Origin of the sequence: Shewanella algae (assembly GCF_009183365.2) — a bacterium.
GTDB lineage: Bacteria > Pseudomonadota > Gammaproteobacteria > Enterobacterales > Shewanellaceae > Shewanella > Shewanella algae.
In genome coordinates this window covers 1,327,890-1,354,880 of record NZ_CP068230.1, presented here as the reverse complement: position 1 = coordinate 1,354,880, position 26,991 = coordinate 1,327,890, and the positions used below count along the sequence as shown (strand labels likewise).

Sequence of the window (26,991 nt, the reverse complement as noted above, 5' to 3'; positions counted from 1 at the left end):
AAAGCGCTCAGGGAGCTGATGCAAAAAGCCGCCCCTGGGGTCGGCTTTGGTATCGAAGATAAAGACCTGTACTTAGAAGCGCAGGGCTACACCTACTTTATATCTGGCTTCGCCTTCAAAGCTCCACACTGGGTAATCGGCCTTGAACTCGCTGATCACATCCTCTGCACTAATTGGGGAAACACCCGTCTGTATGCTGTCTTCTTCAGTGATGTTGACCGCTTCAAAGGTGATATCCAAATAGTCGGTTACCGAGTAGCTGGCACTGAGGTCCAAGGTCCCGTAAGACTCGTGCTGACGGTTACCGTAGAAGCCAGGCAGCTCGCGCATCATATACTCGGAGCGCCAGTTATAGGCCAGACGAGCGCTAAAGTCGTCCATCTCATAGTAACCTACCAGGTTGACGGTATGCTTGGATGAGTCAGAGAACACGCCCACACGATCAGGATAGTTTTCTGCCGGAGAGGATGCATCGGCAAAGGTGTAGTTCACTGAGTAACCCAAACCATTGTCAAAGGAGTCCTGCAGTTGCAGCTCGATACCATCTATGCTGCCGCCGTCGGCATTGTACTTCTCGCTCACAGTCCAGCAGTCATAGATACCTACGCCACAAGAACTTTCACCTTCGGTTACCAGGTTGGGATCTTCAATACCTATCTGCTGATTCAGCTTCTGTTTGGTGGTGATAAAGGAGCTGACATCCTTGATAAAGTAAGTGGCGGCAAACAGGCCCGAATCACTGAAGTACCACTCCAGACTCAAGTCGGCCTGGGTCGCCTTGAATGGTTCCAGCGCCACACTGCCACGCACCAGCTTTTCATTAAAAGGTGTACCGTCGTTGTAACCCGGCAGGGTCGAGGTAGCAAACAGCTCGGCGTAGTTGGGGCGGGAGATCACCTGAGCGGCTGAGGCGCGCAGTATCACATCCTCGCTCAAGTCGAAGGCGATGTTAACACTCGGCAGTACATCGTTATAGCTGGACTTGTCTGTGCTCAGATCATCGGCGAACTGGCCCTGATCGTTAAGCGCGTAATAGTCAGACTCAATGTCGGTAGAGATGTAACGGAAACCGAAGTTACCGCGGAATCCTTCCCCGGCAAAAGTAGCCATGGCGTACAGAGCCAGGTTCTCTTCCTGGATGGTACCGTAACCAGACTTGTCGACGGTAAAGCCATCGATGGCGGCATAGGCATCGGCAATCATGGCATCAAATATCGGCTCAGGCAGAGTGAAACCGGCGCCGGATGACATGGTGCCATTGTAGTAGGCAGAAGCGTCCTTGGTCAGTACCTTGGCGTCATTGACTATCGCCGCATCTGTCATCTGGGTGACTTCATGATCGGCATAGCTCACACCTGTCTTGATGGCACTGATAACGCCCCAGGCTACCGGGAAGTTGAAGTCCAACTGAGCGAAGGTTTCTTCATCTGTGTTGGGCTGCTTCTTCAGCGCCCAGCCGGCAGTGGCCAATGGGTCGTTAAAGTCACCGGCCTCAAAATACTTGTTGGCGATGTCGATGTTGATCTTGTCGCCGGTGGCGTCATAGATACCGGCAAAGTCAGCCGGGACACCGATTGAGTTGCCATAGTTGGCAGTCAAGTCGGTACCGCCCTCTGCTTCGGTGCGGCCTATGCGACCTTCAACGGTGAAGTTATCCGCTTCATAGTTGAAGTTGAAATCCACTGTATCCGAGCTCATGCTCGCCTTACGGGCCCAGGTTTGTGCCCAGGCAAAACCGCCCTGATCGCTGTGATTTATCTTGGTACAAACGCCGGCGGCATTGACCTGTTCACAGGTGTAGTCGCCTCGCTGAGTGGGAAACAGGAAGATGGAGGTGTTGGCGTTGTTGGCGTCCAGCTCCAGATTCATGTAGTTGAGCCCCAATTCCAGTCTGTCGGTGGGACGATACTGCAACACCAGATTGATTGCGGTGCGCTCACGATCCTGTTGGAAGGTGGTTGGCACTATCTCACCCCAGCCAAGCAGGGTTTCGATGCCATTGCGCTGGTAGTCCGTCTGGCTCCAGGAACCTGCCAGCAATACACCGAAGTTTTCATCTTCGTTTTTCCAGCTGTAGAGACCGGAGGCTTCAGGATCTATCTCTTCCGAGACGCTACCATAGTCCCCTTTGGCGCTCAGGAAAACCGAGTTGGCATCCAAATCCAGCGGTTTGCGGGTGTTGATGATGACAGTGCCGCCTATGCCCCCTTCGGCAATATCGGCCTGGGAAGATTTGTAGACTTCAATCGAGCCCACCATCTCTGGCGGCAGCAAGGTGTAGTTGAAACTGCGGTCGATGGCCTGCTGATCGAACCAACCGGTAGAAGCTACCGAGTGGCCATTAAGCTGGGTACTGGTCAGCTGCGCCGAGGCGCCGCGAATAGAGACCTGTTGCCCCTGACCGAACTGGCGGTTAACGGCAACCCCTGGAATACGTCCCAGAGACTCCCCCACATCACTGTCGGGGAATTTACCTATATCTTCTGAAGTTACCGCATCGACCACGGCATCTGAAAAACGCTTGGTATTGACCGAAGCCTTCATCGAGGCACGCATGCCGCGGACTTCAATTTTTTCAATATTGGCAGTTTCGTTGCTGTTGTTATCTGCTGCCTCGGCAGCCAGCGCGCCAACAGATACCGCTCCCCCAAGGAGGATAGCGATATTTGCAGCGAGGGCAGTTTTCTTAAAGGTAGATGTTCGCATCTCGTTTCCCTTCCATCACTTTATTATCTTTTTTGTTGCCATAACCATTCCCTTCAAGAGAATGACAACGCTGTCATGTCTGGGGATAAACATTACACAATAATTAACAGTCTTGCCACAACAAAATAACGCCAGAGTGAATAAAAACTGTCATATTGCTGTGTTAATGGGAGAAAACAGATTTTTATTCTGGTTAAAAACTGTCCAGGCAGAAGTTTGTGTAACCAAGGGCGTTAACAATAGCGGGAAACGAATTTATATAATGACCTAATCACTAAGGAAGTCGGATAACGCCGAAAGCTAATTGCTGTGCAAGCCACTCTCTATAAAAGAGAAGGCCATGAGGACTTATTCGCACCTTCCCTAAATTCTGCGTTGCCAAACTGGCTAAAAGTCAGCAGTATAAGATGCTCGACAAGCGGCCATGCCGCTTCCGGCCCCCGCTGGCTGTGAGTATTCGCCTGACATCTCGGACTAAGTTGAATGAAAGTAACCATCAATGACGTGGCTAAATATGCCGGCGTTTCCATCAAGACAGTATCCCGGGTCACCAATAATGAGCCTTCGGTTAAACAGGCCACTATCGACAAGGTCAATGCTGCAATCAAGGCGTTGAATTACCAACCGAATTTAGCTGCCCGCAACCTGGCTGCCACCAGTTCTTATGTTATAGGCTTCGTCTATGACAACCCCAATGCCTACTACATTATCGATATGCAGAACGGTATTCTCTCCGCTTGTCGGGACAAGGGCTATGAGCTGCTGATCCACCCCTGTGATGCCAAGGCCGATGGTATTTGTGAACAACTGACCACTATGGTGAAACATGCCCGCCTGGCCGGACTGGTACTGACGCCGCCGCTGTCGGAAGACCCCAAGGTACTCTCCGCCCTGGATGCCATAGGCGCCAACTATGTTCGCATCATGGCAGGTGACAGAGTAAAGGCCGATACCGGGCTGGCGGTATTGGTTAACGACAGATCCGGCGCCGTGGCCATTACCCAACATCTTATCGATCTCGGGCATCGGCAGATCGCCTTTCTCAGCGGCGACTATCATCACCAATCCACCAAGGAGCGTCTCGAAGGTTATCGTCAGGCCTTGAGGGATAACGACCTGGACGAGTCTCCCGAGCTGATTGTCGAGGGTGAATACTCGTTTGAATCCGGAGTTGAAGGTGCCAAGAAGCTGCTCAAAGGGGCTAACCGGCCCAGCGCCATAGTGGCCTGTAACGACGAAATCGCCGCCGGAGCCCTGTTTGCCGCCAGGCTGGAAGGGGTGGATATTCCCACCGAGCTCTCGATTGTCGGCTTTGAGGACAGTCCCTTCTCACGCCAAACCTGGCCCAAGTTGACCACAGTGCATCAGCCCAACGGCAAGATTGCCCAGATAGCTACCGAGCTGTTGATCGCCAATCGCCGTGAGCAGAGCGCTCGCGCCGAAATCTTTACCCCAGAGCCGGTTATCAGAGACTCGAGCGCCAGGGTGCAAGCAAGCTGAAATTCCAGCCACTAAAAAGGCGCTCTACAGAGCGCCTTTGCGATAAGATTCAAAATCACTTTATCAGTGCAGCTTGAGTTTGGGCCTGTGCCATTTCAGCAGCCGCTGTGCCAGACGATACACCAATGCCGAAAACCAACCGTACAAACTCGCCAGATGGCGTTGATACAGAGACATGTACATCATCCGCGCCACGTAACCCTCAATAAACAGGGAGCCGGATCTCAGGTTGCCCATCAGATTGCCCACCGCCGAGAAACGACTCAGTGACACCAATGAACCATAGTCGCGGTAGACAAAAGGATTTTCTGCCTTGCCCTTCAAGCGGTTGAGAATATTTTTATACAGGGTTTCCGCCATCTGCGATGCGGCTTGGGCCCGGGGAGGCACAGGCTTGCCGTTGTCCTGCACCAAAAAGGCGCAGTCGCCCAAGGCGTAGATATCCTTGTGGCCCTTGACCCGCATACAGGCATCGACCTCGATAAGGTTACGGTTATTGACCGGCAACTTATCAAACTGCTGCAGTACATCCGGCCCCTTGACGCCCGCGGCCCACACCTTAAGCCCGGCAGGGATCAGCACATCTTCCTGGGTAATAAAGCCTTGCTTGGTCACCTCTTTGACCTGCACTCCTATGTGCAAGCGTACCCCGATATGATCCAGTACAGACTGGGCTCTGGAGCTCACCTTGTCCGGCAGAGCCGGCAATATCTTGGGCGCCGCCTCAATCAGGTGAATTTCCAGATGATGCTTGTCGACATTGAGGTAACCGTATTCTTTGACCGAGTCCAGCACATGATGCAACTCGGCGGCCAGCTCAACCCCGGTCGCGCCGGCGCCCACTATGCCGATACTGAGCTTTTTGCTGGTTTCATCCAGCAGTAACAGGTTGTCCAGCAACTTGTGGTGAAATTGATTGGCGCTGTCGAGACTGTCGAGGAAGATACAGTGCTCTTTGGCACCCGGGGTGTTAAAGCTGTTGGCCACCCCGCCGATGGCAATCACCAGATAGTCATAGGGCAACTCACGCTCGGCGATAATCTGCTCGCCGTCATCATTACTGACTCCGGCCAGGGTGATGGTCTTGGCCTCGGGATCGCATTGCAGCATTTCACCGCGCAGGAAGCGATAGCCATTTTTCAGGCCATGGTCGCGATACAGCAAGCCTTCTACCGATTGATCTATCACCCCAACGGCCACTTCGTGCAGTTTGGGCTTCCAGATATGTACCGGACTCTTGTCTATCAGGGTTATTTCAGCCTCTTCCTTCAGGCCCAATTTGCGTCCCAGCTTGGAAGCCAGCGCCAATCCTCCGGCGCCGCCGCCCACAATTAAAATCCGCTTACCGGTCACAAATTCCCCCAAGAGTATGAACTAATGCAAGATAGTCTTTTATAACATGATCCTGCTCAAAAATAACCTGAGTTCTAAATTAATATTTCTTTATATATCACTGATGCAGGTGAATATTTGCCATCATTTCCTGTCGCTCAAGGCTGGTGTAATGCCACCTTGGTGCGCTTCAAACTGTAGAACATCCACAGACACAATAGGCTGCTGCAGGATGCCAAGGAGATCCACACGCCCGGCACGCCAAAGGCCCAGGCAAACACCCAGAGGAACAGGCCTATCAGCAACAACTTGCTGCCCGTGAGTATCGAGGCCTCGGCCGGACGATTGATGGCCTGGAAGAAACTGGCTCCCACCAAAATCAAGCCTTCCATCGGCAAGCCCCAGAAATAGAGATACATGCCCTCAATGGCAACCGGGGCCAGGGTCGGGTTGTCACCGGCAAACAGATACACCATCCATTCCGGGCGGCTGTAGATAAGCACCAAGCCCAGCAAGGCGCAGATTAAGGTGACGGAAAATGCCATTTTGGCGGTCTGCTTGACCCTGTCATATCGGCCGGCACCGGCATTGAAGCTGAGAATGGGTTGTGTGCCGAGGGCTATGCCTTCAAACACAAAATAAAACAGGGCTTCGGTATAACTCACCACGCCATAGGCGGCCACATGCAGCGATGTGCCTGTCCAGAGCAGCGCCATGTTATGCATGGTCAATACAATCGACAGGTAGAGATTCATCAGGAAACTGGGCATCCCCAGCTTGACGATTTCCCAAACCAGCTCCAGGCTCAGTTTCATCTGTTGCCAGTCGATATTGAGCCGAGTGCGCTTGCCAAAGAAATGTTGCAGACACAGGCCGCCGGTAACCGCCTGGGACAACATGGTAGCAATGGCGGCACCGGCAAGGCCGAATGGAAAGACCACAATAAACAGCCAATCCAGCAGGGTGTTAAGCACGCCTCCAAACACCAGGATCCAGGTGACGAAACTGGGGCGACCGTCGTTACGCAAAAGCGCCGAGAAGGCCATGGAGATGATGGGGAAAATGCCCAAGGCAAAGTACCAGAACAGGTATTGGTAGGCGCCTTCATAGACCTCACCTTCGGCTTTCAGCCAGCGCAGAATGTCGTCGGTCAGCATGGTTCCGGCAAGCGACACCACCAATGCACTCAACAGACAAAGACTGAAGGTATTGCCGAGAATTTTTCTGGCCCTGGCAACATCACCGCGGCCAAGATTGATGGAGATAAGCGCGGCGCCGCCCATGCCCAAAAGCGCACCGAGCGCATAGAGAATGGCGCCCACAGGGTAAGCCAGCATAATACCCGCCAGACCCGTTTCCCCCAGGTAGTGGCCGATAAACATCCCGTCTATGGTGACGTAAATTCCGGTCACCAACATGGACATCACAGTGGGGACTGTGTAACGCCAAAAGAGTTTACTGACAGGTTGCTGCAGTAAGGCGAGATCCTGCTCAGTCTGTGGGCTGTTTGGGGTCATGACGCTTTCTCAACATCAAAGGTGTTAAACCATAAGTTCGATATCAGAGGCCATATTAGGAGGCGCCAGCTCGGCCTCCATTCAAATTGGCACTCCGAAATCAATCACCTCGGAAAAAGTGGATGGCGGATTGTACCCGAGTTATCAGCCTGGATGCCACAGCCTTGAATAGGGCGTTATTCGGCGACTTTCATGGCGAGCAGTTGCTGCTCCAAAGATTCAGGCTGCAAAGGGGCGCGACTGATGATCTCCAGCCTGGAGTCCATGGCATCATCGAGCTCTTCAACGCTCAATTCACCGTCGAGCATATTGAGCGCCGCTATGCCGTCTTTGGTGATCATCACAGCTTTTAGTCGCACCACATCGAGTGCCTTGGCCCAGCGATAGAGGCGCTCGAGATCGAACAGCCAATCCGGAGTAAAGATCCAGCCATAGCTGTAACAGCCCTCGCCTTTATTACTTTTGAACACTATGCCGCGAGCGTCCCACTCGGGTGCTTCCGGGCTCTGCGGCTCGGCATCAAGTGGCTTGATGGCAAACACACCGGCATTTTGCCGCAGCAGCCCGGCGCCTAAGGGAGTGGCTTTAGTGTTCAAATTGGCCTTTGCCGGCCGAGCCAGCGCCCGCAACAATTCATCATTGAGCTTCTGCTCTTTGGACCAGTAAAACAGCTCCCCTTGCAGTTGCTGAGCGGCAATAAAGGCGGCTATTTGTTCCCTCAAGTGTGCAGCTAGCCGCTTACTCTCCTGATCACTTTCCGGCTCATTACCTTTTGCACTTTGCGGCTCCCCCCCAGGCAGAACCATTGGCTCTTGCTGTTGCCAAAGGTCCTGCTTGCCGGCCAGCAGGATATCGGCTATCTGCAGCTGGGAGAGAAAATTCTCATGTTCGGTATAGCGCTTGTCACTGAGTTTGCGCGGGTCAAACAGACAGATGCTGGCCTTGATGCTGAGCACTTCGGCAAACTGTTTCGAGCTTAGGGTTTTCAAAATCTCTTTGGGATGACCAAGGCCGGTGGGCTCTATCAGCAATCTGTCGGGTTTGGCCCGGGCCAGCAGCTGAGTCACCGCCACTTGAGTCGGCACCCCGGCGGCGCAGCACAAACAGCCGCCGGGCACTTCTCGTATGACAACGCCGGAGTCACTCTGGCCCATCAGGCCGGCATCTATTCCAATTTCACCGAACTCATTGACCAATACCGCCCAGGTCTCGCCAGCTGGCTTATTGGCCAGCAGCGCCTTAATAAAGGTGGTTTTGCCTGAGCCGAGAAAGCCGGTGATCAGATTGGTGGCGACGGGTTTGAGGATCATCTGTGACTCCATTCTTTACAGCATTGAGGCAGCAGAGTGTAACCCAAGCAGGGAAAGAGTTAGCTCGAAATTGTAAACAGATGCAAAATGGGCGCTATTCGCGCCCATTTCTGTATACCTGACCGCTGCTAAGGAAGGTGCGAACAAGTCCCATGCGTGCTCTGCGTCGGCTTACGGGCCTGGATGCAAGGCGTGGTTCGCAGTAAATGGCCTTAGTCCTTTGCAAGAAGCACAACACAGCAGGCAGGTCTGTAAGCCACGCCCTTCGGGGCTTACACAGCAACCGGCTCTCTGCGTTATCCGACTTTGACAGGCCCCAGCATGCCTTCAGTCAGATGCCTTGAACGCCAATTGCTGTGTAAGCCAGAGTGCCGCGAGGACTTATTCGCACCTTCCCTAAGGCTTTAGTTCGTGATCCACTATCGGTGTCAGCCCCTTGGCACGGTTTTTCATGGCATCCTCCATGTCAAAGCCGCCGGCACGCCAGCCTTTGGCCTCAACCGGGGTGAAGTTTTGCTTGCTCCATGCCTTGGCATCTTGGAGTTTAAAGCCCTGTGCCTGCCAGGCGCCTGCGCTTGAGGCATCAAATCCGGCAACATGCCACTGCTGGGCGCTTCGGGAGTCAAAGCCGGCCTCTTTCCAGGAGGCTATCTCGGTTGAACTCATACCGGACCAGTCTTTGGGAATGGAACTGCAAGCCACAAGCATACTCAACCACAGCAAGATCACTAATTTTCGCAACATACTCATCTCCTTTAACGCTCGAGTTAACGGGTTGCGCTGCTGACGGCATACCGAGGCAACGCATTGAGTATAGCAGGGCAGATTGCATTATCTGCGTCTTGGGCCTTTGGGAAGCGGACCCTTGCGGCCGGGTTTATGGCCTCTGTGAGTCTTGGCAGGTCGGGGCTTCTCTATAGACTGTAAATAGCGCTCCGGCAACGGCGCGCCCTTCTCGTAACCTGGCAGTACTTCTCTTGGCAGCTTGTAACCGAGCAGCGCTTCTATTTCAGCCAGTTTTTGCTCTTCGGCCGGGCTCACCAAAGAGATGGCTTCGCCGCTGCGCCCTGCTCTGCCGGTACGGCCGATGCGATGAATATAGTCATCAGCCTGCGATGGCAGCTCGAGATTGATAACCCTTGGCAAGGCCGGAATATCCAGGCCTCGGGCCGCGACATCGGTTGCCACCAATACCCTAATCTCTCCATCGATGAACTGCGCCAGAGCGCGGCTGCGGGCGCCCTGAGTCTTGTCGCCGTGAAAACAGGCGCTCTTGATGCCGTCGAGTTTTAACTCTTGCTGCAACTGCTCGGCACTCTCCTTGGTACTGACAAAGGCCAACACCTGTTGCCAGTTGTTGCAACCAATAAGCTCGGCAAGCAACTCGGCTTTACGGCGATAGTCCACCGGATACACCTTTTGCTGGATCTGCGCCTGAGTGCGGCTCTCTTTATCCACTTCAAACCATTCTGGCTTATCGAGCAGCTTGTGCCCGAGGCGCTTGACCGCCTCGGGGAAGGTCGCCGAAAACAGCATGGTCTGATGCCCATCTGGCAGATAGCGCCCCAGGCGCTCAATATCCGGCAAAAACCCCAGGTCCAACATGCGGTCGGCCTCATCCAGCACCAGGGCCTTAACCTTATCCAGCTTGAGATGATCTTGGCTCAGGTGATCGAACAGCCGCCCCGGCGTCGCCACCAGCACCTCAATACCGGCCGCTATCGCCTTGCGTTGAGGGTTGAAGTTGGCGCCGCCGAAAATGGCCAAAATGCGAAATGGAGTATGGGCGGCGTATTTACCCAACTGAGTCGCCACTTGCTGCGCCAGCTCGCGGGTTGGTGTCAGGATAAGCACTCTGGGAGCGGCGCCATACTCAGGCTCAGCGAGCCCCTGTTGCTGCCACTCATCAATCAAGGCGGCCAACAGCGGCAAGCCAAAGGCCGCGGTTTTACCTGTGCCTGTCTGGGCCGAAGCCATAATATCCCGTCCGGCCAATGCCGCCGGCAATACCTGCTGCTGCACCGCCGTCAACTCACGATAGCCGCACTGGGCAACGGCTTCGAGCAGCGCTCCCGGCAGCTGGGTTTCAGAAAACTGCATCTTCAACACCTGAAACATAAAAAGGTCGGCGAGTATACCGCAAACACAAGTTATCAGCTGGCATTTCCACCACCTATGACCTGATGCTTGCCAAGATATTTTTGCTCAAAGCCTTCGATATCCAACGCCTGGGAGTAGAGATAACCCTGAGCATAGTCGCAGCCTATGCGGGTCAAGATCTCGGCCTGACCGGCTGTCTCCACCCCTTCGGCTATCACCTTCATCCCCAACTTGTGTGCCATGACTATGATGGCTTCACAGAGGGTCAAGTCGCTCTCATCTGTTTCCAAATTACGGGTAAAAGATTGATCTATCTTGAGATAGTCAATATCAAACCGCTTCAGATAAGCCAGGGAGGAATAGCCGGTGCCAAAGTCATCCAGAGACACCTGAATGCCGGCATCCCTATAGGCCAACAGCTTTTCGGTCACTCCCATATTGGCATCCAGTAACAGGCCTTCGGTTATCTCTATACAGATCCCCGAGCCAGAGACACCCAGACTTGTCAGCAACTCCAGCCACTCGGCAAAGCGGTTGCCTTCGTCGCGAAACTGGATTGGCGACTTGTTGATACTGATCTGCACCTCGCTCCCATAAGCCTCGCGCCAGGCGGCACTCTGACGCGCCGCCTGCTCAAACACCCAGTTACCGATTTCAAAGATAAGCCCTGTGTCTTCTGCCACCGGAATAAACTCAGCCGGCGAGACACTGCCGCGCTCACTGTGATTCCAGCGCAGCAAGGCTTCGGCCTTGAACACCTTACCGCTGCCCAGCTCGACTATGGGTTGGAACCTGAGCTCGAATTCGCGCCGCTCCAATGCCTGACGCAAATCCTGAATAAGTCGCATCCTATATCTGGCGTATTCCTGCATAGAAGCAGTGAAATAGTTGAAACGGTTGCGGCCCTGATCTTTGGCGGCATACATAGCCTGATCCGCATGTTTAAGCAACAACTCCACTGTCTGGCCATCATCGGGATACAGGGTAATGCCGATACTGGCGCTGATAAAGGCGGTTTCATCGCCCAACTTGAAGGGCTCGGCCAGACTGCTGAGAATATGGTTGGCAACCCGCTCGACCCCGTTATGATCCTGCACATCCGAGAGCAGCAAGGTGAACTCATCGCCGCCGAGTCTGGCCACCACGTCGGACTCACGCACACAGGCCTGCAGCCGCTCCGAGGTTTCCACCAGCAGTAAGTCACCCATGTCATGGCCGAGGGTATCATTGACCTCTTTGAAGAAATCCAGATCCAGAAACAGCAGCGCAAAACCATGGCCATGGCGCTTGGCCTTACGGATTTCATTGCCAAGATGCTCGGTGAACATGCGCCGGTTCGGCAAACCTGTCAGGGCATCATAGTTGGCCTGACGCCAGATAAGACGTTCATTCTGCTTCTTGTCGGTGATATCGGAAAACAACGCCACCCTTCTCAGTGGGGTATCATCCGTGCTGTGAATGGTATTGATGCTGAGCCAAATCATTATCTTGCGGCCATCACTGCAGCGCAGCCACATCTCTCCCTGCCAGCGCCCCTTGTGGCTGAGAGCATGATTCAGCTCACGGTAAAACCTCTCATCATGGTCGTCGCACTTGAGCATATCTATGTTACTGCCCAGCACATCTTGTGGCTGATACCCAGTGATGGCGCTGAACGCCGAATTGACCGTCATTATGGTGCCGACATCATCCAGCACGCTCATCGCCTCGCTGGAATTTTCATAGACGGAAGCCGCCAGCTTGAGTGAGGCTTCCAGCTGTTTTTGCTCGGTAATATCCACATGCACGCCGCAAACCCTGAGCGGCCTGCCCTTCTCGTCACGACTGACCACCTTGCCGGTATCCTGCACCCAGCGCAGTTCGCCGTCCGGACGGATCAGCCGGTACTGCACCTTGTGTTGCTCGGTTTTGCCCGCCAGATGCTCATCCAAGGAGCGCAGTACCCAGGCCCTGTCCTTGGGATGAATACCATCAAGCCACAGGCGTTTGTTGTCGTTGAGATTGTTAAGGGAGCAGCCGAGAATTTCGGCACTGCGTTTGTTGCGCACTACGGTATCCTTGACTGGGTCCCAGTCCCAGAAGCCGAGTTGACCGCTTTGCAGCACCAGCTCCAACTGATCGCGACTGGCGGCAATCGCCTGCTCGGCCAACTTGGCCGAGGTAATATCGATATAGCCGGCTATCACCAACTGTACCTGCTGATGATGGCGCTGACAGGCCACTGTCATATGGGTATAGACATACTGCCCCTGCTTGGAGACGAAGCGTTTTTCCATCTCATACTCGTCGATTTCACCATCCAGCATCCGCCTGAATTGCGCCATATCGGCGGGCAGATCATCCGGGTGGGTCAGCTCAGACCAGGTCAGCTGCGACAACTCCTGCTCTGTGTAACCTAACATCCGGCACATGTGGGGGTTTATCTTGAGCCAGCGTTGATCCGGCGAGGTGATGGAAATCCCTATGTTGCCCACATGGAACTGGGAGCGAAACAGAAAGTCATCCTGCAGCCGAATGCGGTTGTCGCGCTCAAATTCCAGCCGCCGCGACAGCAAGCGCCCCAGCAACACATTGGTGAGTGGGAACAAGGTCAGCACAGGCAAACTGATACTGGCAAGCACCCCTTTGGCGGTTTCCCAGGGCAGCAGTAACATCCAGGCCAGCATCACCAGATGTACCAACAGGGAAAAGCCGGCCAGCTCCGGGTAGCCTATATCGGCGAGGGATTGCTTGCGCCGTTTGCGCCACAACAGGCCTATCAAGCCGCTGGAGAAGATCACTCCAACACCAACCCAAACAGCACCGCCACCGAGATAGATGCGAAAAGCGGCGGTAATCACGCAGGCGATTATGGTCGGCAGGCCGCCGAAAAACAGGCCTGAGATACTTAAAAGTACAGAGCGACTATCGAAGAAGATCCCCGGCTCGTAGCTCCAGGGGGTAAGCATCACCGCAATACAGATGCCACCGATAATGACGCCAATCAACAAACGCCACAGCAGGAAGTACTCCCGCTGCTGCTGTCTGGGAATAGCATCATAAATAAACACCAATGCCAGCAAAAATGCGGCATTTTGTGCCAAAGGAAGGAAAATGCTCTGCTCCATCTGCCCCCAAGCCTGTGAATAACAAAGAAGAAATCTACAGGTCTAGTGTAGCAGAGCACCTTCGGAAACCTGACTAATTTATGGCGCTTTCCACTAGGCGCCGCTCATCCTTGCTGCAACTTTCCACCTGGTAGAGTTGGGTCAGATAAAGCCTTGCGCTGTCTTGCCATGAAAAGCGACTGGCGGAGGCACTTTTTCTAAGGGCATTCCAGTTGGCTGTGGAATAGAGCTCCAAGGCCCGGGACAGGGCGTCGAGCAGCGCCTTGGCCTGTTCATCCAGCCCGGCCCCCGAGAATACCAAGCCATTGTCACCGTCGCTGATGGTATCGGCCAGCCCGCCTGTGGCATGCACCAAGCAGGGTTGGCCTGCTCTCAAAGCCAGCATCTGGCTGATACCGCAAGGCTCGAAGGAGCTTGGCATCACAAACAGATCGCCGCATTGATAGAGGGCATCGGCCAGCTCCTGATGATAACCATTGATAAAGCGAAAATTGCTGTTGCTCGCGGCGATGCGGCCAAAGAGTGCCGCTATCTGCTCATCGCCGCTGCCAAGCAGCCAAAAACAGGCGCTGTCGCTAAACTGCGCCAGCCTTAGCAGCAGCTCTTCCAGCAATGTCTTGCCCTGCCAGGGATGACACAACAAGAGTAACTTCTGTTCAGTGAGCCTGCCAACCGAGGTCAGCAGCATTCCCGGTGAGTCAGATATCTGCCCCAAGCGGATTTGAGCAATCATATCTGCCGGCGTCACTGCTTCGCTGCGCCCGAGTTTACTCAATAATGCCTCTGTGGCTATCTTGGACAGTTGCAACTTGAGTTGCTGCCGCTTGCCGGCCGCGAGCGGTAGTCCTTTTTGATAGTCACAGCCGTTGAGAATTCCGAACACCTGGCCAAGCTTGGCTTTGGCCTGCAGGTCAGCCTCCAATCCCTCGCCGCCAAAGAAGCCCAGTTCAGGCTGTGACGGACGCAGCACTTCCTTGGCGTAAGTCGCCGAGACCAGATGGATAACATCGCAGAACTGAATCGCCGCCCGCAGCGGATTGATGCACCCGGGGTAGCGGGTATCCAGCGCCAGTTGCAGTTTGGAGTTTACCCCTTCGGCCAACAGCCAGGGATACCAAGCTGCCAGGGAAGATGCCTCGCCGGCAAGCGGCCGCACACCCTGCATCGCCAGGTTGTGAATACTGAGGACACAGGGCACTTTTGATAGGCCGCGATAGGCGGGATCCAGTGCTCTTAACATGGCAAAACCGCCGCAGTGCCAGTCGTGCAGGTGAAACCTGTCCGGCAGCGGCAATAATCCCTGTTTCAGCGCCGCCGCCACTGCAGCGCCGAAGAGGGCAAACTTGCCTGCATCTGTGGCAAAGGGGCGCTCAGGGCCATCCAGGCTGTAGACTTCACGCTTAACGCCGCAAAAACCTTCATGAGCCAGAAGATAGATCCACAACCCCTGGGAGTCAGGCTGAACCGCCGGATTGGCGATACGAAATAGCCGCGCCCGGGTGGTGCCTGCGCCGAAAGCAAATTCAAACTCGCACAGAAAATCGGCCCCCTGCTCCTTGGCCAAAAAGCCATAGTCCGGCATTATGATATGCGCCGCCACGCCTTGGCTTTGCAGCGCCGGAGGCAACTCGGCCAGCACATCGGCCATACCGCCGACTTTGGCACCGGCCAGGGCGGCGTTTTCCGCTGCCAACATCAACACCTGCAGTTTTACTTTCGCCGCCATTATTCGTACCCCACAGGCAGTCCCAACATGTCGCGGGTCACCAGCACTACACCGTTTTCCGAGACCCGAAAACCCTTGGCCCTGTCGTGGTCATGGTTGAAGCCTATCTCCATCCCCTCGGGGATAATGCAGCCCCGGTCGATAATAGCCTTGCGAATGCGGCAATGACGCAACACCACCACATCGGGCAGGATCACTGAGTCTTCCACCTCTGAGTAAGAACAAACCCTGACCTCATTGAAGAGAACACAGTGGCGCACAGTGGCACCTGAGATAATGCAACCGCTGGAAACCACAGAGTCCAGCGCCATACCGCGCCTGTCATCATCGTCAAATACAAACTTGGCCGGCGGCAGTTGTTCCTGATAGGTCCAGATGGGCCATTTGGCATCATAGAGATTGAGTGCCGGCGTCGGCGACAGCAGTTCCATATTGGCTTGCCAGAAAGAATCCAGAGTTCCCACATCGCGCCAGTAGGCCTGCTCGTTGGGAAAGGCGCTGCGAAACGGATAGGCATAGACCCGGTGCTTTTCTATGATGGCCGGGATAATGTCCTTACCGAAATCCCGGTTGGAATCGGCGTTCTGGGCATCTTTTTTCAGCTGTTCAAACAGAAACTCTGTGTTGAACACATAGTTGCCCATGGATGCCAGGCAGGATTCGGGGTTATCCGGCAAGGGCTTGGGTTCGACAGGTTTCTCTTCAAACCCCAGAATACGGTTGCTGCTGTCCACCTCCATCACCCCAAAGGCGTTGGCCGCTTCGGCCACCGGCACCTCCATACAGGAAACCGTCATATCGGCGCCGGACTCGGCATGAGCGGCCAGCAGACCGGCGTAATCCATGCGGTAGATATGATCGCCCGAAAGCACCATCACATAGCGCGGCAGCTCGTGACGTATGATGTCTATGTTCTGAAACACAGCATCGGCCGTGCCCTGATACCAGTTGTCCGAATAACGTTGGGACGCCGGCAATATCTCCACCGACTCCCCCAACTCCTTTTTGAAATGCCCCCAGCCGCGGGTCACGTGGCGGATAAGCGAATGGGACTTGTACTGGGTCACCACCCCTACCCGGCGGATCCCCGAGTTGATGCAGTTGGACAGCGGAAAGTCGATGATCCTGAACTTGCCGCCAAAATAGAGCGCCGGCTTGGCCCGCCAATCGGTCAGCTCATGGAGGCGGGAACCCCGGCCTCCGGCCAGGATCAGGGCATAGGTTTCACGGGTAAGGTTACTGATATAACGCGGACTCGGATTCGGCATAAAAGCGTGCTCCCAATTAACAGAAAAAGGCGCTCACTGCGCGCCCCAGATATGGTCGCGATAACCGGCTATGGTGACATCGCTGGAGAAGCGGCCACTGACCGCGGTGTTGCGAATACTCATGGCGGTCCAGCGCTGAGGATCCTGATAAGCCTTGGCGGCTTGCAGCTGAGCCAGACGGTAGGTTTCAAAGTCGGCCGCCAGCATCCAGGGATCTTGGGGCGACTCAATGGCGGCTATGATAGGGTCGAATATCCCCGGTTCCTGCAGATTAAAGTGACCACTTTTGAGCAGCGCCATTACGCCGCAGAGCGCCGCCGAGGACGCTATATATTGCGCCGGGCAGTAGTGCGCCTTGAGCTCCTCCACCGCCAGGGCATTGAGGCCAAACAGAAAGAAGTTGTCTTCACCTACCTCTTCGAGCATCTCGATATTGGCACCATCCAGAGTGCCTATGGTCAGGGCGCCATTCATCATGAACTTCATATTGCCTGTGCCCGAGGCTTCCTTGCCGGCGGTGGATATCTGCTCTGACAAATCCGTACCCGGGCAGATCACCTCCATGGCGCTGACGTTATAGTCGGGCAAGAAGGCAAACCTTAACCAGGGACTGACTCTGGGATCCTCATTAACCATATGAGCCACATTGTTGGCCAGTTTGATCACCAGTTTCGCCATGGCATAACCTGGCGCCGCCTTGCCGCCAATCAAGACGCAGCGTGGCTGCATCCCCTGGGTATCGCCACTGACAATCCGCTGATAGAGATGGATCACATGCATGATATTCAGCAATTGCCGCTTGTATTCGTGGATCCTCTTAACCTGCACATCAAACATCATGGAGGGGTCGAAGTTCACCTGGCAGCGCTGCGCCACCAGCTCGGCCAGTGCCTGTTTATTGGCCTGCTTCACCTCGCGCCAGGCGGCAATAAATGGCTTGTCCGAGGTAAAGGCGTTGAGGGCAGTCAGGCATCTTAGGTCGCTCAGCCAATCCTGCCCCAGGCGGCTGCTGATGAGCTCGGCCAAACGGGGGTTACAGTGAGCCAGCCAGCGCCTGGGAGTCACGCCATTGGTACGGTTGTTGAACTTATGCGGCCAGAGCTCGTAAAAGTCCCGAAACAGCCCTGTGGTCAACAGCCTTGAGTGCAGCGCCGCCACGCCATTGACCGAAAAGCTGGCCACTATTGCCAGATAAGCCATACGGATATGGGGCTCATCCCCCTCTTCTATGATAGACATCTGCCGCAGACGTGACACATCGCCGGGCCAGTGATGCGCCACCAACTCCAGGTATCTGGCGTTGATTTCATAGATGATCTCCAGAATACGTGGCAGCATCTGGGCGAACATGCGCACCGGCCAGCGCTCCAGCGCCTCCGGCAACAAGGTATGGTTGGTGTAGGCCATGCAGTGGCTGACTATGTCCCAGGCGGCTTGCCACTCCAGCTGGTATTCATCGATAAGCAGGCGCATCAACTCGGGAACCGCAATCGCCGGATGGGTATCATTGAGCTGCAGCACATGAAACTTGGCAAACTCACTGAAGTCCCGGCCTTTGTTGGCAACCCAGGTCGTCAACAGATCCTGCAAACTGGCAGAGGACAGGAAATACTGCTGCCGCAGCCGCAACTCTTTGCCGTTTTCACTGCTGTCATTGGGGTACAACACCATGGTGATCTGCTCGGCCAGATTCTTGGCCGCCACGGCTTCGGTGTAATCACCCTGGTTGAACTCGGCAAGGTCAAACTCATCCGTGGCCTCGGCCTTCCAAAGCCTCAGGGTGTTGACCCGGCCGTTGCGATAACCCGGCACCGGCATATCATAGGCAACCGCCAGTACATCCTGGGTATCCATCCAGGCCCTGTGCCGGCGGCCATCGCGGTCGACATGGCTCTGCACATGACCGAAGAAAGGCACTGTCACATTGTGCTGTGAGGCCCGCACTTCCCAGGGATTGCCATCCCTGAGCCAGCGGTCCGGCTGCTCCTGCTGGTAACCATCGACTATCTGCTGGGCAAACATGCCGTACTCATAACGAATGCCATAGCCAGTGACAGCCAGCCCGAGACTGGCGCAGCTGTCCATAAAGCAAGCCGCCAGCCGCCCGAGACCGCCGTTCCCCAGACCGGCGTCATGCTCTTGCTGTTGCAAGGTTTCAAGTGCTACCGCATAGCCTTGCAGCATCTCCCTGCACTCGTCGGTCAGCTCCAGATTGAGCAAGGCGTTGCCCAGGCTTCGGCCCATCAAAAACTCCAGCGACAGATAAGCCACCTGTTTGCGCTGGTACAAAGCGTCCTGGCTGCGACTGGCGCACCAATCGTCCAACAGCTGCTCTTTGACACTCAGGGCCAACGCCTGATAGAGCTCCTGTGGCCTGCGCTCATTGCGGTTAAGATCGTATCTCAGCTGTCTGGCAAAGGCCGCCGGCAGTGAATCACAGGGCTCGCAGTCTTGGTGCGCCAAATGGCCTGGGGCTTGTTGACTAGCGGGCGCTATTGGCGATGCGGCTTTTGATGCTGTTGTCGATTGGCTCTTACTGCGGCTCTTGACTCTATTCCTTGAAGTATCAGTCATGGCTGGCTCCTTTGGCTGAGGACGACAGATAACGGCCACCTGCAGCCAGCAGCTGAAAACTGCAGGCGGCAACGGCGAAAGATGAAGCTGTGGGATAGCAGGATTGCAGTTCATCCCGTCCGGCTTCGCTGGAAAGCAGCAGCTGCCACTGCTCACCGGCTCCGGGCGGCGGAGCTGGCAAACAAAAATGGCTGTTGCTGTCACCGGCATGCAGCAGGATCAGCAGGGCTTCAGTCTGAAGTTTGTTTTCTCCTTGAGGGCTCATATCTAACTGACGGCTCTTGCTCAGCTGACGGCTCTTTTTCAGCTGAAGGCTCTCTGCCCGCTGAAGGCTCTTATTGAGCTGACGGCTCTGCATCAACTGCAAGCTGCGGCACTGGACTTCGCCCCAATGGCCGGGTGTCATGGCCTCGCCGGAGGCGGCAAACCAAGCCAGGGCTCTGGGAGCCTGGAGGGCATCGGTGTGAACATAGTCATCGCTGTCATAAAAACCGCAATCCCGGCGGATATGGATAAGCCGGCGAACAAAGGCACCAAGCGCAGTATCTTCCCTGTGCCAATCGAGCCAGCCCAATGGGTTGTCCTGACAATAGGCGTTGTTGTTGCCGCTCTGGGAGTTGCCGAACTCATCGCCGGCCAGCAACATGGGCGTGCCCTGGGAGAACAGTAAACTCGCCAGCAGATTGCGGCTCTGGCGCGCCCTCAAGGCCAGTATGGCGGCATCTTTGCTCTCGCCTTCCACGCCATGGTTGGCACTGAAGTTTTCATGGTGACCATCGCGGTTGTTTTCGCCGTTGGCCTGATTGTGCCGCTCGCGATAGCTCACCAGGTCCCTCAGGGTGAAACCATCATGGCTGCAGATAAAGTTGATTGAACTTTGTGGGCCGCGCCCCGAGTGTTCAAACAGATCGCCGGAGCCGGAAAGGCGCCTGGCAAGCTCGGGCAAGAGCCCGGCATCACCGCGCCAGAAACGCCGCAGGGTATCGCGATATCTGTCGTTCCATTCGGCAAAGCGATTGGGGAACTGCCCCAACTGATAACCGCCCGGGCCTATGTCCCAGGGCTCGGCTATCAGCACACATTGCTGCAGTTCAGGGTCTTGCAGCAAGGCATCGAACAATCCGGCGCGATTGCTGAACCCCCGCATCTCACGGCCAAGGCTGGTGGCCAGATCGAAACGAAAGCCATCCACCCCCATGATATCGACCCAGTAACGCAGCGAGTCCATCAGCAGCTGTACGACTCTTGGGTGACTGATATCCAGGCAGTTGCCACAGCCAGAGTCATTGATATAAAAACGCTTATCTGCCGGATGCAAACGGTAGTAGCTGAGATTGTCCAAGCCGCGAAAACTGACGGTCGGCCCCTGGCGGTTACCCTCGGCGCTGTGGTTGAAGACCACATCCAGCACGAGTTTGATACCGGCATCATGCAGGGAAGAGACCATCTGCTTGAATTCGCCAATGGCATCGTCAGAGGCCGAATATGCCCCATGAGGAGCAAAGAAACCTATGCTGTTATAACCCCAGTAGTTACCGCGACCGCTCTCCAGCAGAAAAGGCTCAGACAGAAAGGCGTGCACCGGCAGCAGTTCGACACAGGTGATCCCGAGCGACTTGAGATAAGCTATCGCCACCGGGTGGCCCAAACCGGCAAAGGTGCCGCGAAGCTCAGGCGGGATCCCGGCCATGGCGGCGGTGAAGCCCTTGAGGTGCATCTCGTAGATCACTTCATTACGCCACTGGCCGCCCGGCAAGCGCTTACCGGTAAAGCGGGTATCGGCTACCACTTGGCATTTGGGCATGGCCCAGGCGTTGTCACATGGATCGGCCCATAAGTCATCACCTATTCCGGCACTGCCGGACTCCCGCTCTGGGGTCCCTGGTACTGGGGATTCAGCATCCCCCGGATGGCAAACAGCGGCCAATGGCCGGCCCTGCTCATCGACTCTGGCATAGCCAAGTTGCCAGGGCCCATACTGCCAGCGACCACAAAAGGCTCTGGCGTAAGGGTCCAGCAGCAGCTTGGCCGGATTGAATCTGTGCCCTTCCTTAGGCTGATAAGGGCCATGCACCCGATAGCCATAGCAAAGCCCTTCACCGGCCCCCAGCAGCAAACCATGGAACACCTGTTGCGAGGACGGCATAAGCTCGAAACGGCCAGACTCCCGCCATTGGCCATTTTTGTATTCAAACAGGCACAGCTCTACCCGGGTTGCATGAGCCGAAAACAGCGCAAAATTCACCCCTTCCGGCTCGCCATTGGCTTCATGTACCAGAGTCGAGCCCAGAGGCCAGGGTTTGCCTGCAAGCATCTGCATCAGCCACGCTCCAAGGCGAAATAGACGCTCGCCAGGGGCGGCACCCGGATCAGCGCGCTGTATGGCATGCCCTGCCAGGGGATCTCCTCGGCTTCCATACCGCCGGCGTTGCCTTGATTACTGCCGCCGTAGAATGCGCTGTCGCTGTTGAGCAGCTCACGGTAACGTCCGGGCTCTGGCAATCCCAGTCGATAGCCTTCCCTGACACAAGGGGTAAAGTTACAGATAACCAGCACCATGTTGCCGTCAGAATCGATACGCGCAAACGCCAGCAGGCTGTGCTGACTGTCGTTACAGTCGAGCCAGCGAAACCCTTGCGGCTCGCCGTCACACTGCCACAATGACGACTGCCGGCGATAACAGAGGTTAAGGTCCCGCACCCAATCGCTGAGCCCCTGATGAGACGGATACTGCAGCAGGTGCCAGTCGAGGCTGAAGTCATGTTGCCATTCGCGTCGCTGGCCAAACTCGCCGCCCATAAACAGCAGCTTTTTCCCCGGGTGAGCCCACATAAAACCGTAAAACGCCCGCAGCGTGGCATACTTCTGCCAGTCATCGCCGGGGATCTTCTCCAACAAGGCGCGCTTGCCATGCACCACTTCATCGTGACTCAGCGACAAAATAAACTGCTCGGTATAGGCATAGATGAGGGAAAAAGTCAGTTGCCCGTGGTGATAGCTGCGATGTACCGGCTCCTTGGTGAGATAATCCAAGGTGTCGTGCATCCAGCCCATATTCCATTTGAAGCCGAACCCCAGGCCGCCGGCAGCGACATCCCGGCTAACACCATCCCAGGCGGTGGACTCTTCGGCAATCATGATGATCCCAGGGTACTCATGGTAGAGACGCGTATTTAGCTGCTGCAAAAAGGCTATCGCTTCCAAATTCTCACGGCCGCCATATTCGTTGGCCTGCCACTGGCCCTCTTCGCGGCTGTAATCCAGATAGAGCATGGAGGACACGGCATCGAGGCGCAGGCCATCGAAGTGAAACTCCTCCAGCCAATAGCAGGCATTACTGAGCAGAAAACTCTGCACCTCTTTGCGGCCATAGTTGTAGATCAAGGTGTCCCAGTCGGGATGACGGCCACGGCGGGGATCTTCATGTTCATACAAGCAAGTGCCATCAAAATGCGCCAGGCCGTGGGGGTCGGAAGGAAAGTGCGCCGCCACCCAGTCGAGCAGCACACCAATACCCGCCCTGTGGCAGGCATCCACCAGCAGTTTAAGCCCCTCGGGATCGCCAAACCTGTGACTGGGAGCATACAGCCCCACGGGTTGATAGCCCCAGGAACCGTCGAAGGGGTATTCACTCAGCGGCATAAATTCCACATGGGTAAAGCCGTGAGATTGCAGGTAAGGCACCAAGAGTTCGGCCACCTCTGCGTAGCTGAGAAAACCGCCTTCGCCGTTACGCCGCCAGGACCCCAGATGCAGCTCATAGATACTGACCGCCTGTCGGTGCCAGGCGCTTTGCGCCCTGGCGGCCATCCAATCACTGTCCTGCCATTGCCAATCACTGTCCGCCATCGGCACTATCGAGGCGTTGTGGGGCGCACCTTGCATCTGTCTGGCGCAGGGGTCGGCCTTTTCCAGCCAGCTGCCATCCTGGGTTTGCAGCAAAAATTTATAGTGCTCACCGCCCTGGACTTGCGGCAAAAACAGCTCCCAAAGACCTGAGGCCGGGTGGCGGCGCATACTGTGGCGACGTCTGTCCCAATGATTAAAATCCCCCAGCAAAGACACACTTTTGGCATTGGGAGCCCAAACACAAAAACGCACACCTTTTACGCCCTGGCACTCGAGCCAATTGGCACCGAGCAACTGCCAGCCCTTCAGCAGACTGCCTTCATTGAAGAGAAAACATGCCTGTTCATCGAGCGAAGCATCAAAGCGGTAAGGGTCGTCCAGCACCAGCTCGGCCTGGGGATAGCTGATGCGGAGCCTATAGTCGAAGGGTTTGACCCTGCGCCCCATAAAGCCACTGAACAGGGGCTCGGCGCCAACGACAGGGGTAAGCTCGGCCACCTTACGGCCGGTTTTCGCGTCCAGCACCTCGACGACGGCGGCGCCGGGCAACACGGCGCGCAGTAACAAGCGGCTGCGGCCATTTTGCTCGACCAGATGCATTCCGAGCCAGGCGAAGGGATCGCCATGGCGCCCTTCGGCCAAAGCGCAGGCGGCGGCAAAGTCCAGTTCCGGGACCAGCCTTTCCTGCATTGGCTCACTAAAGTGCGGCGCGGGTTCATTGGCGACGATTTGCTGTTTCATCTGCATCTCCTGTTGATTGAGCTCGCAGCCGCTCCGGCTCAGCGCTGCCACTTTGCTCGCGCACCCGGCGGATATCCCTGAGCAGGGTTTGCAGCAGCTCGGAATCATTGAGCCTTTCCACGGCCAACGAATAACGTCGGCGCCAGTTGGGATACTCAGCGCTGGTGCCCGGGATATTGACTGCCACCTTATCGCCGAGCAGATCTGTCAGCGGCAGGCTGAAAAGCGCACTGCGCCCCGAGGCGACCGTGACGGCGAGGTTATGGATCAAGTTGTGGGTATAGGTGACAGAGTCCGGCGCAAGTGCAGCTTTTATTTTGTTATCAAAGGGATAAAAGCGCGATAGCCAAACTTCAAGAGCCTGAATATCCCTGCGGCGGTCATCGCTTTCCCTTGCGTATTGTTCAGCACCCTGCAGGCCAAGTTCCCGCCTGAGCCTGAGATCTTCTTCTTCCAGCCAGGCTTTGAGCGGCGCTACATCATGGTTGCTCAGCATCATGATGGCGTTTGGCTTGTAGTCATTTGGCGGCCGAAATCCACCAAACTCAGGGAAATCCTGCTGCTCACGGCAAAAATAGAACAGCTCATTGGAGTACAGCCCGCCAAGCTTAAGTGGCGCTACGATTTGGGGTGGCACCAGCCCAAGGTCTTCGCCAATCACCAGGCAACGGGCACGCTGGCTCTCCAGCAATAAAATCGCCAGCAGGGTATCGAAGGGGTAATAGACATAGGCGCCTTCAGGCTCGCCAGACTCAGTTTCGGCTGCAGTTTCAATCTCGTTTTCGGCCTCGGCCGGCCACCACCAGAGACGAAACAGCGACATCACGTGATCTATCCGAATGGCACCACAGTGGCGCATGTTGGTGCGAAGCAACTCAATAAAGTGACTAAAATCCGCCTGCTTGAGACCGACGGGATCCAGAGGCGTCAGCCCCCAGTTCTGCCCCTGGGGCGCAAAGGCATCCGGCGGCGCCCCTATGCTGGCACCTTGGCAAAACTGACTCTGATGCTGACTCACCTCAGTGCCGCTGCCAACTGTGCCGACAGCCAGATCCCGGATAAGGCCGATACTCATGCCGGCTTCTATGGCGCGGGATTGGCACAATGCCAACTGCTCTTCGGCAACAAACTGCAGATAGAGATAAAAGCCGGCATCTGTGGGCCAATCCCCTGTGGCGAAACTTGCCTGCTCCCGGGCATAGTGCTGCAGCGCCAGTCCCTCCCGGCGCACAAAGCCTTCGTAGCCCAGGCGCCTGGGAGCATCCTTGGGCAAAGCGTTGAAACGCAGCCACATTGCTTTGAGGCGGGCACACTTATCACGGCTGACAGCGGCATAGTCCAGCCAGGGGCTGAAGGCCGTTTGCTCGGCAAAAGATTCAGCATCACAGATTGGTGCAGTCCCTTCGGCGCAGAGCGGCGGCGAGATATACAAGGGGTGCAGGCGGCGTCTGTCTATTGGGCTGTAGGGACTTGGGGAGGCATCCTCGGTGAGCGCCAGCGCATGCAGGGGATTGAGCAGGATAAAGTCCAGCCCCTTGGGGGCCAGTTGGGTTATCAGCTTCAGTAAGGCTCCAAAGTCGCCCATTGCCTCAGGGCCGGGGGTATCCTCCTGCCAGAGCGAAAACAGCTGCACGCTGACGCCCCAGGGCCTGCGATGAGGCTCGGTTTGCCGCGCCGTGTTTTTTTGCAGTACGCCTTGGAAGGACTGCCTTGGCGCCACCATCAAGGTGCCCGCAGCAAGCAGCCTATCATCGCCCTCACGCTCGATGATAGATAAAGACACCCTGTGGTAGCCAAGTCCGGGGGCGATGCCACAGTTGCCGGAAACCTCGTCCAGTTTAAGCTCGAGCTCAAGATAGCAGCGCTCACCGATACGATAATCGCCGCGCACCGGGCAGTCTGCCGCTGAAAAGCTGACAACAAACTCCTCACCCAGTTCACTCGTCAGCGTCAGCTGCAGCGCCTTGGATGGCAAAGACTGCGCCTCGAGTCTGAACCTCAGACCGAGGCTGTCGAGATAGCACCACTGAAATGAAGGCAACAGCTGCTGCCAGGGTTCGGCATCGAGCTGATAGACCCGCCGCTCAATCCAAAGCTCGCTCGCCTCTTCGGGTATAGGGCCACACATGGCGCTGAGGATCTGTTTGCGTGTGCCGGCCGATGTAGGGCAAAAACGCCCATAGCTGTCGCTGAAGCCGTCCCCTATCCCTTGCAGATACAGCAACTTCTCCAGTCCCATCTCAGCACTCCACGCCAATCACCTTAAGTTCCCTGTGAGCAGATAGCATGCCAGGGCAAAATAACAGCAATAAGACAGAGGTGTGTCAGCCAAGTGACAAGTATTTAATATTTTAATTCAGTAGCTTGTGAAAATTCGCCCTGATGTTGGGCGAGCGTCTAGCAAAAGGCACCAAAGGTAAATGAGTTGCACCAATGACTCAAGACTGTGCAATCTTTCACCAATTGAGTGCAAGACATCGCCGACAAAAGCCGGGATTGGCAACCAGGGATTGAAAACGGGGTTCTGACAGAAATCAATCTTGGGGCCGCTGACGGCGACCCGCTTGAAAGAGGAAAACTCAGCTCTTGGTTTGCTTTGGGGTCACAGCTTCCGGCTCATCGCTCGGCTGAATTTGTCCCACCAGCAGCATGGGGGCGGCATCCAGCTCTTCGGCATCCATCATAGTGGCAATCCGCTCCACGGCCGACAAGAGCTGGCTCTGCTCCCAGGCCTCCAGCGCCTGATAGCGCTTAATAAAGTGCTCCTGCAGCGGTTTGGGCGCCTGTGCCAGCAAGGCAGCACCGGACTCACTCAGCAATAGGTGTACCTTGCGCTTATCGGTTTGGCTGCGCTGACGTATAACCAAGCCCTTGGCTTCAAGACGGTCGATGATAGTGGTGACTGTGGCAGGACTCAGATTGATCTCGGTCGCCACCTGTTTGGCGAGCGGCGATCCCATGGAAGCGATTTTCTGCATCACCATAAGCTGCGGTCCGGTGAGGCCCGAATGCTTACTGAGCTGCCTGGAATGCAGGTCGATGGCGCGGATCACTTTGCGCAGCGAGATTAATAACTGCTCATACTTTTCCATGAATACTTCCCACTCACACTGGTTCGAAAAGGGCTACTGAAATCACCAATAGCCGAAAGGCGCCAGCTTATCAGAAAAGCTCTGCAAACTCATAGCCCATCGACTCAATAGCTGAGTTTTCAAAAATATCACCGCCGACAAATGCAACTTCAGATCAACAAATTGCTCA

General features: G+C 55.7%; 15 protein-coding genes. 1 reads left to right on the top strand and 14 read right to left on the bottom strand.

Annotated elements, in window-relative coordinates; genetic code table 11:
- Positions 1 to 72 precede the first annotated feature (72 nt).
- On the bottom strand, positions 73 to 2,706 hold the full coding sequence (locus tag E1N14_RS06075; RefSeq protein ID WP_062794006.1) for a TonB-dependent receptor: 2,634 nt from the start codon (positions 2,704 to 2,706) through the stop codon (positions 73 to 75).
- A 483-nt stretch (positions 2,707 to 3,189) separates the two neighbouring features.
- Between E1N14_RS06075 and E1N14_RS06070 the strand changes: the two genes are divergently transcribed.
- Positions 3,190 to 4,206, top strand: coding sequence for a LacI family DNA-binding transcriptional regulator (locus E1N14_RS06070; protein ID WP_025011427.1), 1,017 nt, complete (start codon positions 3,190 to 3,192; stop codon positions 4,204 to 4,206).
- Between the two features lie 63 nt (positions 4,207 to 4,269).
- On the opposite strand, the gene E1N14_RS06065 is transcribed toward E1N14_RS06070, so the two are convergent.
- From E1N14_RS06065 to E1N14_RS06005, 13 genes are all read right to left on the bottom strand, one after another.
- Positions 4,270 to 5,559 (bottom strand): NAD(P)/FAD-dependent oxidoreductase, encoded by a 1,290-nt coding sequence (locus E1N14_RS06065; RefSeq protein ID WP_062794007.1) that lies wholly within the window; start codon positions 5,557 to 5,559, stop codon positions 4,270 to 4,272.
- Positions 5,560 to 5,696: 137 nt separating this feature from the next.
- Complete coding sequence (locus tag E1N14_RS06060; RefSeq protein ID WP_062794005.1) at positions 5,697 to 7,055, bottom strand: MATE family efflux transporter; 1,359 nt, start codon at positions 7,053 to 7,055, stop codon at positions 5,697 to 5,699.
- Between the two features lie 176 nt (positions 7,056 to 7,231).
- On the bottom strand, positions 7,232 to 8,365 hold the full coding sequence (locus E1N14_RS06055) for a CobW family GTP-binding protein (protein ID WP_062794004.1): 1,134 nt from the start codon (positions 8,363 to 8,365) through the stop codon (positions 7,232 to 7,234).
- 396 nt (positions 8,366 to 8,761) lie between these two features.
- Positions 8,762 to 9,109 carry a hypothetical protein gene (locus E1N14_RS06050; protein WP_051547119.1) on the bottom strand — a complete coding sequence of 116 codons (348 nt, stop codon included), beginning with the start codon at positions 9,107 to 9,109 and terminating at the stop codon, positions 8,762 to 8,764.
- Positions 9,110 to 9,196: 87 nt separating this feature from the next.
- A complete protein-coding gene (locus tag E1N14_RS06045) occupies positions 9,197 to 10,465 on the bottom strand; it encodes a DEAD/DEAH box helicase (RefSeq protein ID WP_062793828.1) in 1,269 nt (422 codons plus the stop codon).
- Positions 10,466 to 10,518: 53 nt separating this feature from the next.
- Positions 10,519 to 13,572: an EAL domain-containing protein gene (locus E1N14_RS06040; RefSeq protein ID WP_062793827.1), complete on the bottom strand. Its 3,054-nt coding sequence runs from the start codon at positions 13,570 to 13,572 to the stop codon at positions 10,519 to 10,521.
- Between the two features lie 73 nt (positions 13,573 to 13,645).
- Positions 13,646 to 15,298: a glycogen synthase gene (locus tag E1N14_RS06035; RefSeq protein ID WP_243887652.1), complete on the bottom strand. Its 1,653-nt coding sequence runs from the start codon at positions 15,296 to 15,298 to the stop codon at positions 13,646 to 13,648.
- Positions 15,298 to 16,566 (bottom strand): glucose-1-phosphate adenylyltransferase, encoded by a 1,269-nt coding sequence (gene glgC / locus E1N14_RS06030; RefSeq protein ID WP_025011424.1) that lies wholly within the window; start codon positions 16,564 to 16,566, stop codon positions 15,298 to 15,300. The genes E1N14_RS06035 and glgC overlap by 1 nt, the downstream gene beginning before the upstream one ends.
- Before the next feature lie 33 nt (positions 16,567 to 16,599).
- On the bottom strand, positions 16,600 to 19,140 hold the full coding sequence (locus E1N14_RS06025; protein ID WP_025011423.1) for a glycogen/starch/alpha-glucan phosphorylase: 2,541 nt from the start codon (positions 19,138 to 19,140) through the stop codon (positions 16,600 to 16,602).
- The gene (gene glgX, locus E1N14_RS06020) at positions 19,133 to 21,460 is read right to left on the bottom strand and encodes a glycogen debranching protein GlgX (RefSeq protein ID WP_062793826.1); all 2,328 of its coding nucleotides are present in this window, start codon (positions 21,458 to 21,460) and stop codon (positions 19,133 to 19,135) included. Before glgX ends, E1N14_RS06025 begins: the two co-directional genes overlap by 8 nt.
- Positions 21,460 to 23,679, bottom strand: a complete 2,220-nt coding sequence (gene glgB, locus E1N14_RS06015) for a 1,4-alpha-glucan branching protein GlgB (RefSeq protein WP_062793829.1) — start codon at positions 23,677 to 23,679, stop codon at positions 21,460 to 21,462. Before glgB ends, glgX begins: the two co-directional genes overlap by 1 nt.
- 25 nt (positions 23,680 to 23,704) lie before the next feature.
- The gene (malQ, locus tag E1N14_RS06010) at positions 23,705 to 25,969 is read right to left on the bottom strand and encodes a 4-alpha-glucanotransferase (protein WP_062793825.1); all 2,265 of its coding nucleotides are present in this window, start codon (positions 25,967 to 25,969) and stop codon (positions 23,705 to 23,707) included.
- 340 nt (positions 25,970 to 26,309) lie between these two features.
- Positions 26,310 to 26,822 carry a MarR family winged helix-turn-helix transcriptional regulator gene (locus tag E1N14_RS06005; protein WP_025011422.1) on the bottom strand — a complete coding sequence of 171 codons (513 nt, stop codon included), beginning with the start codon at positions 26,820 to 26,822 and terminating at the stop codon, positions 26,310 to 26,312.
- Positions 26,823 to 26,991: the final 169 nt, after the last annotated feature.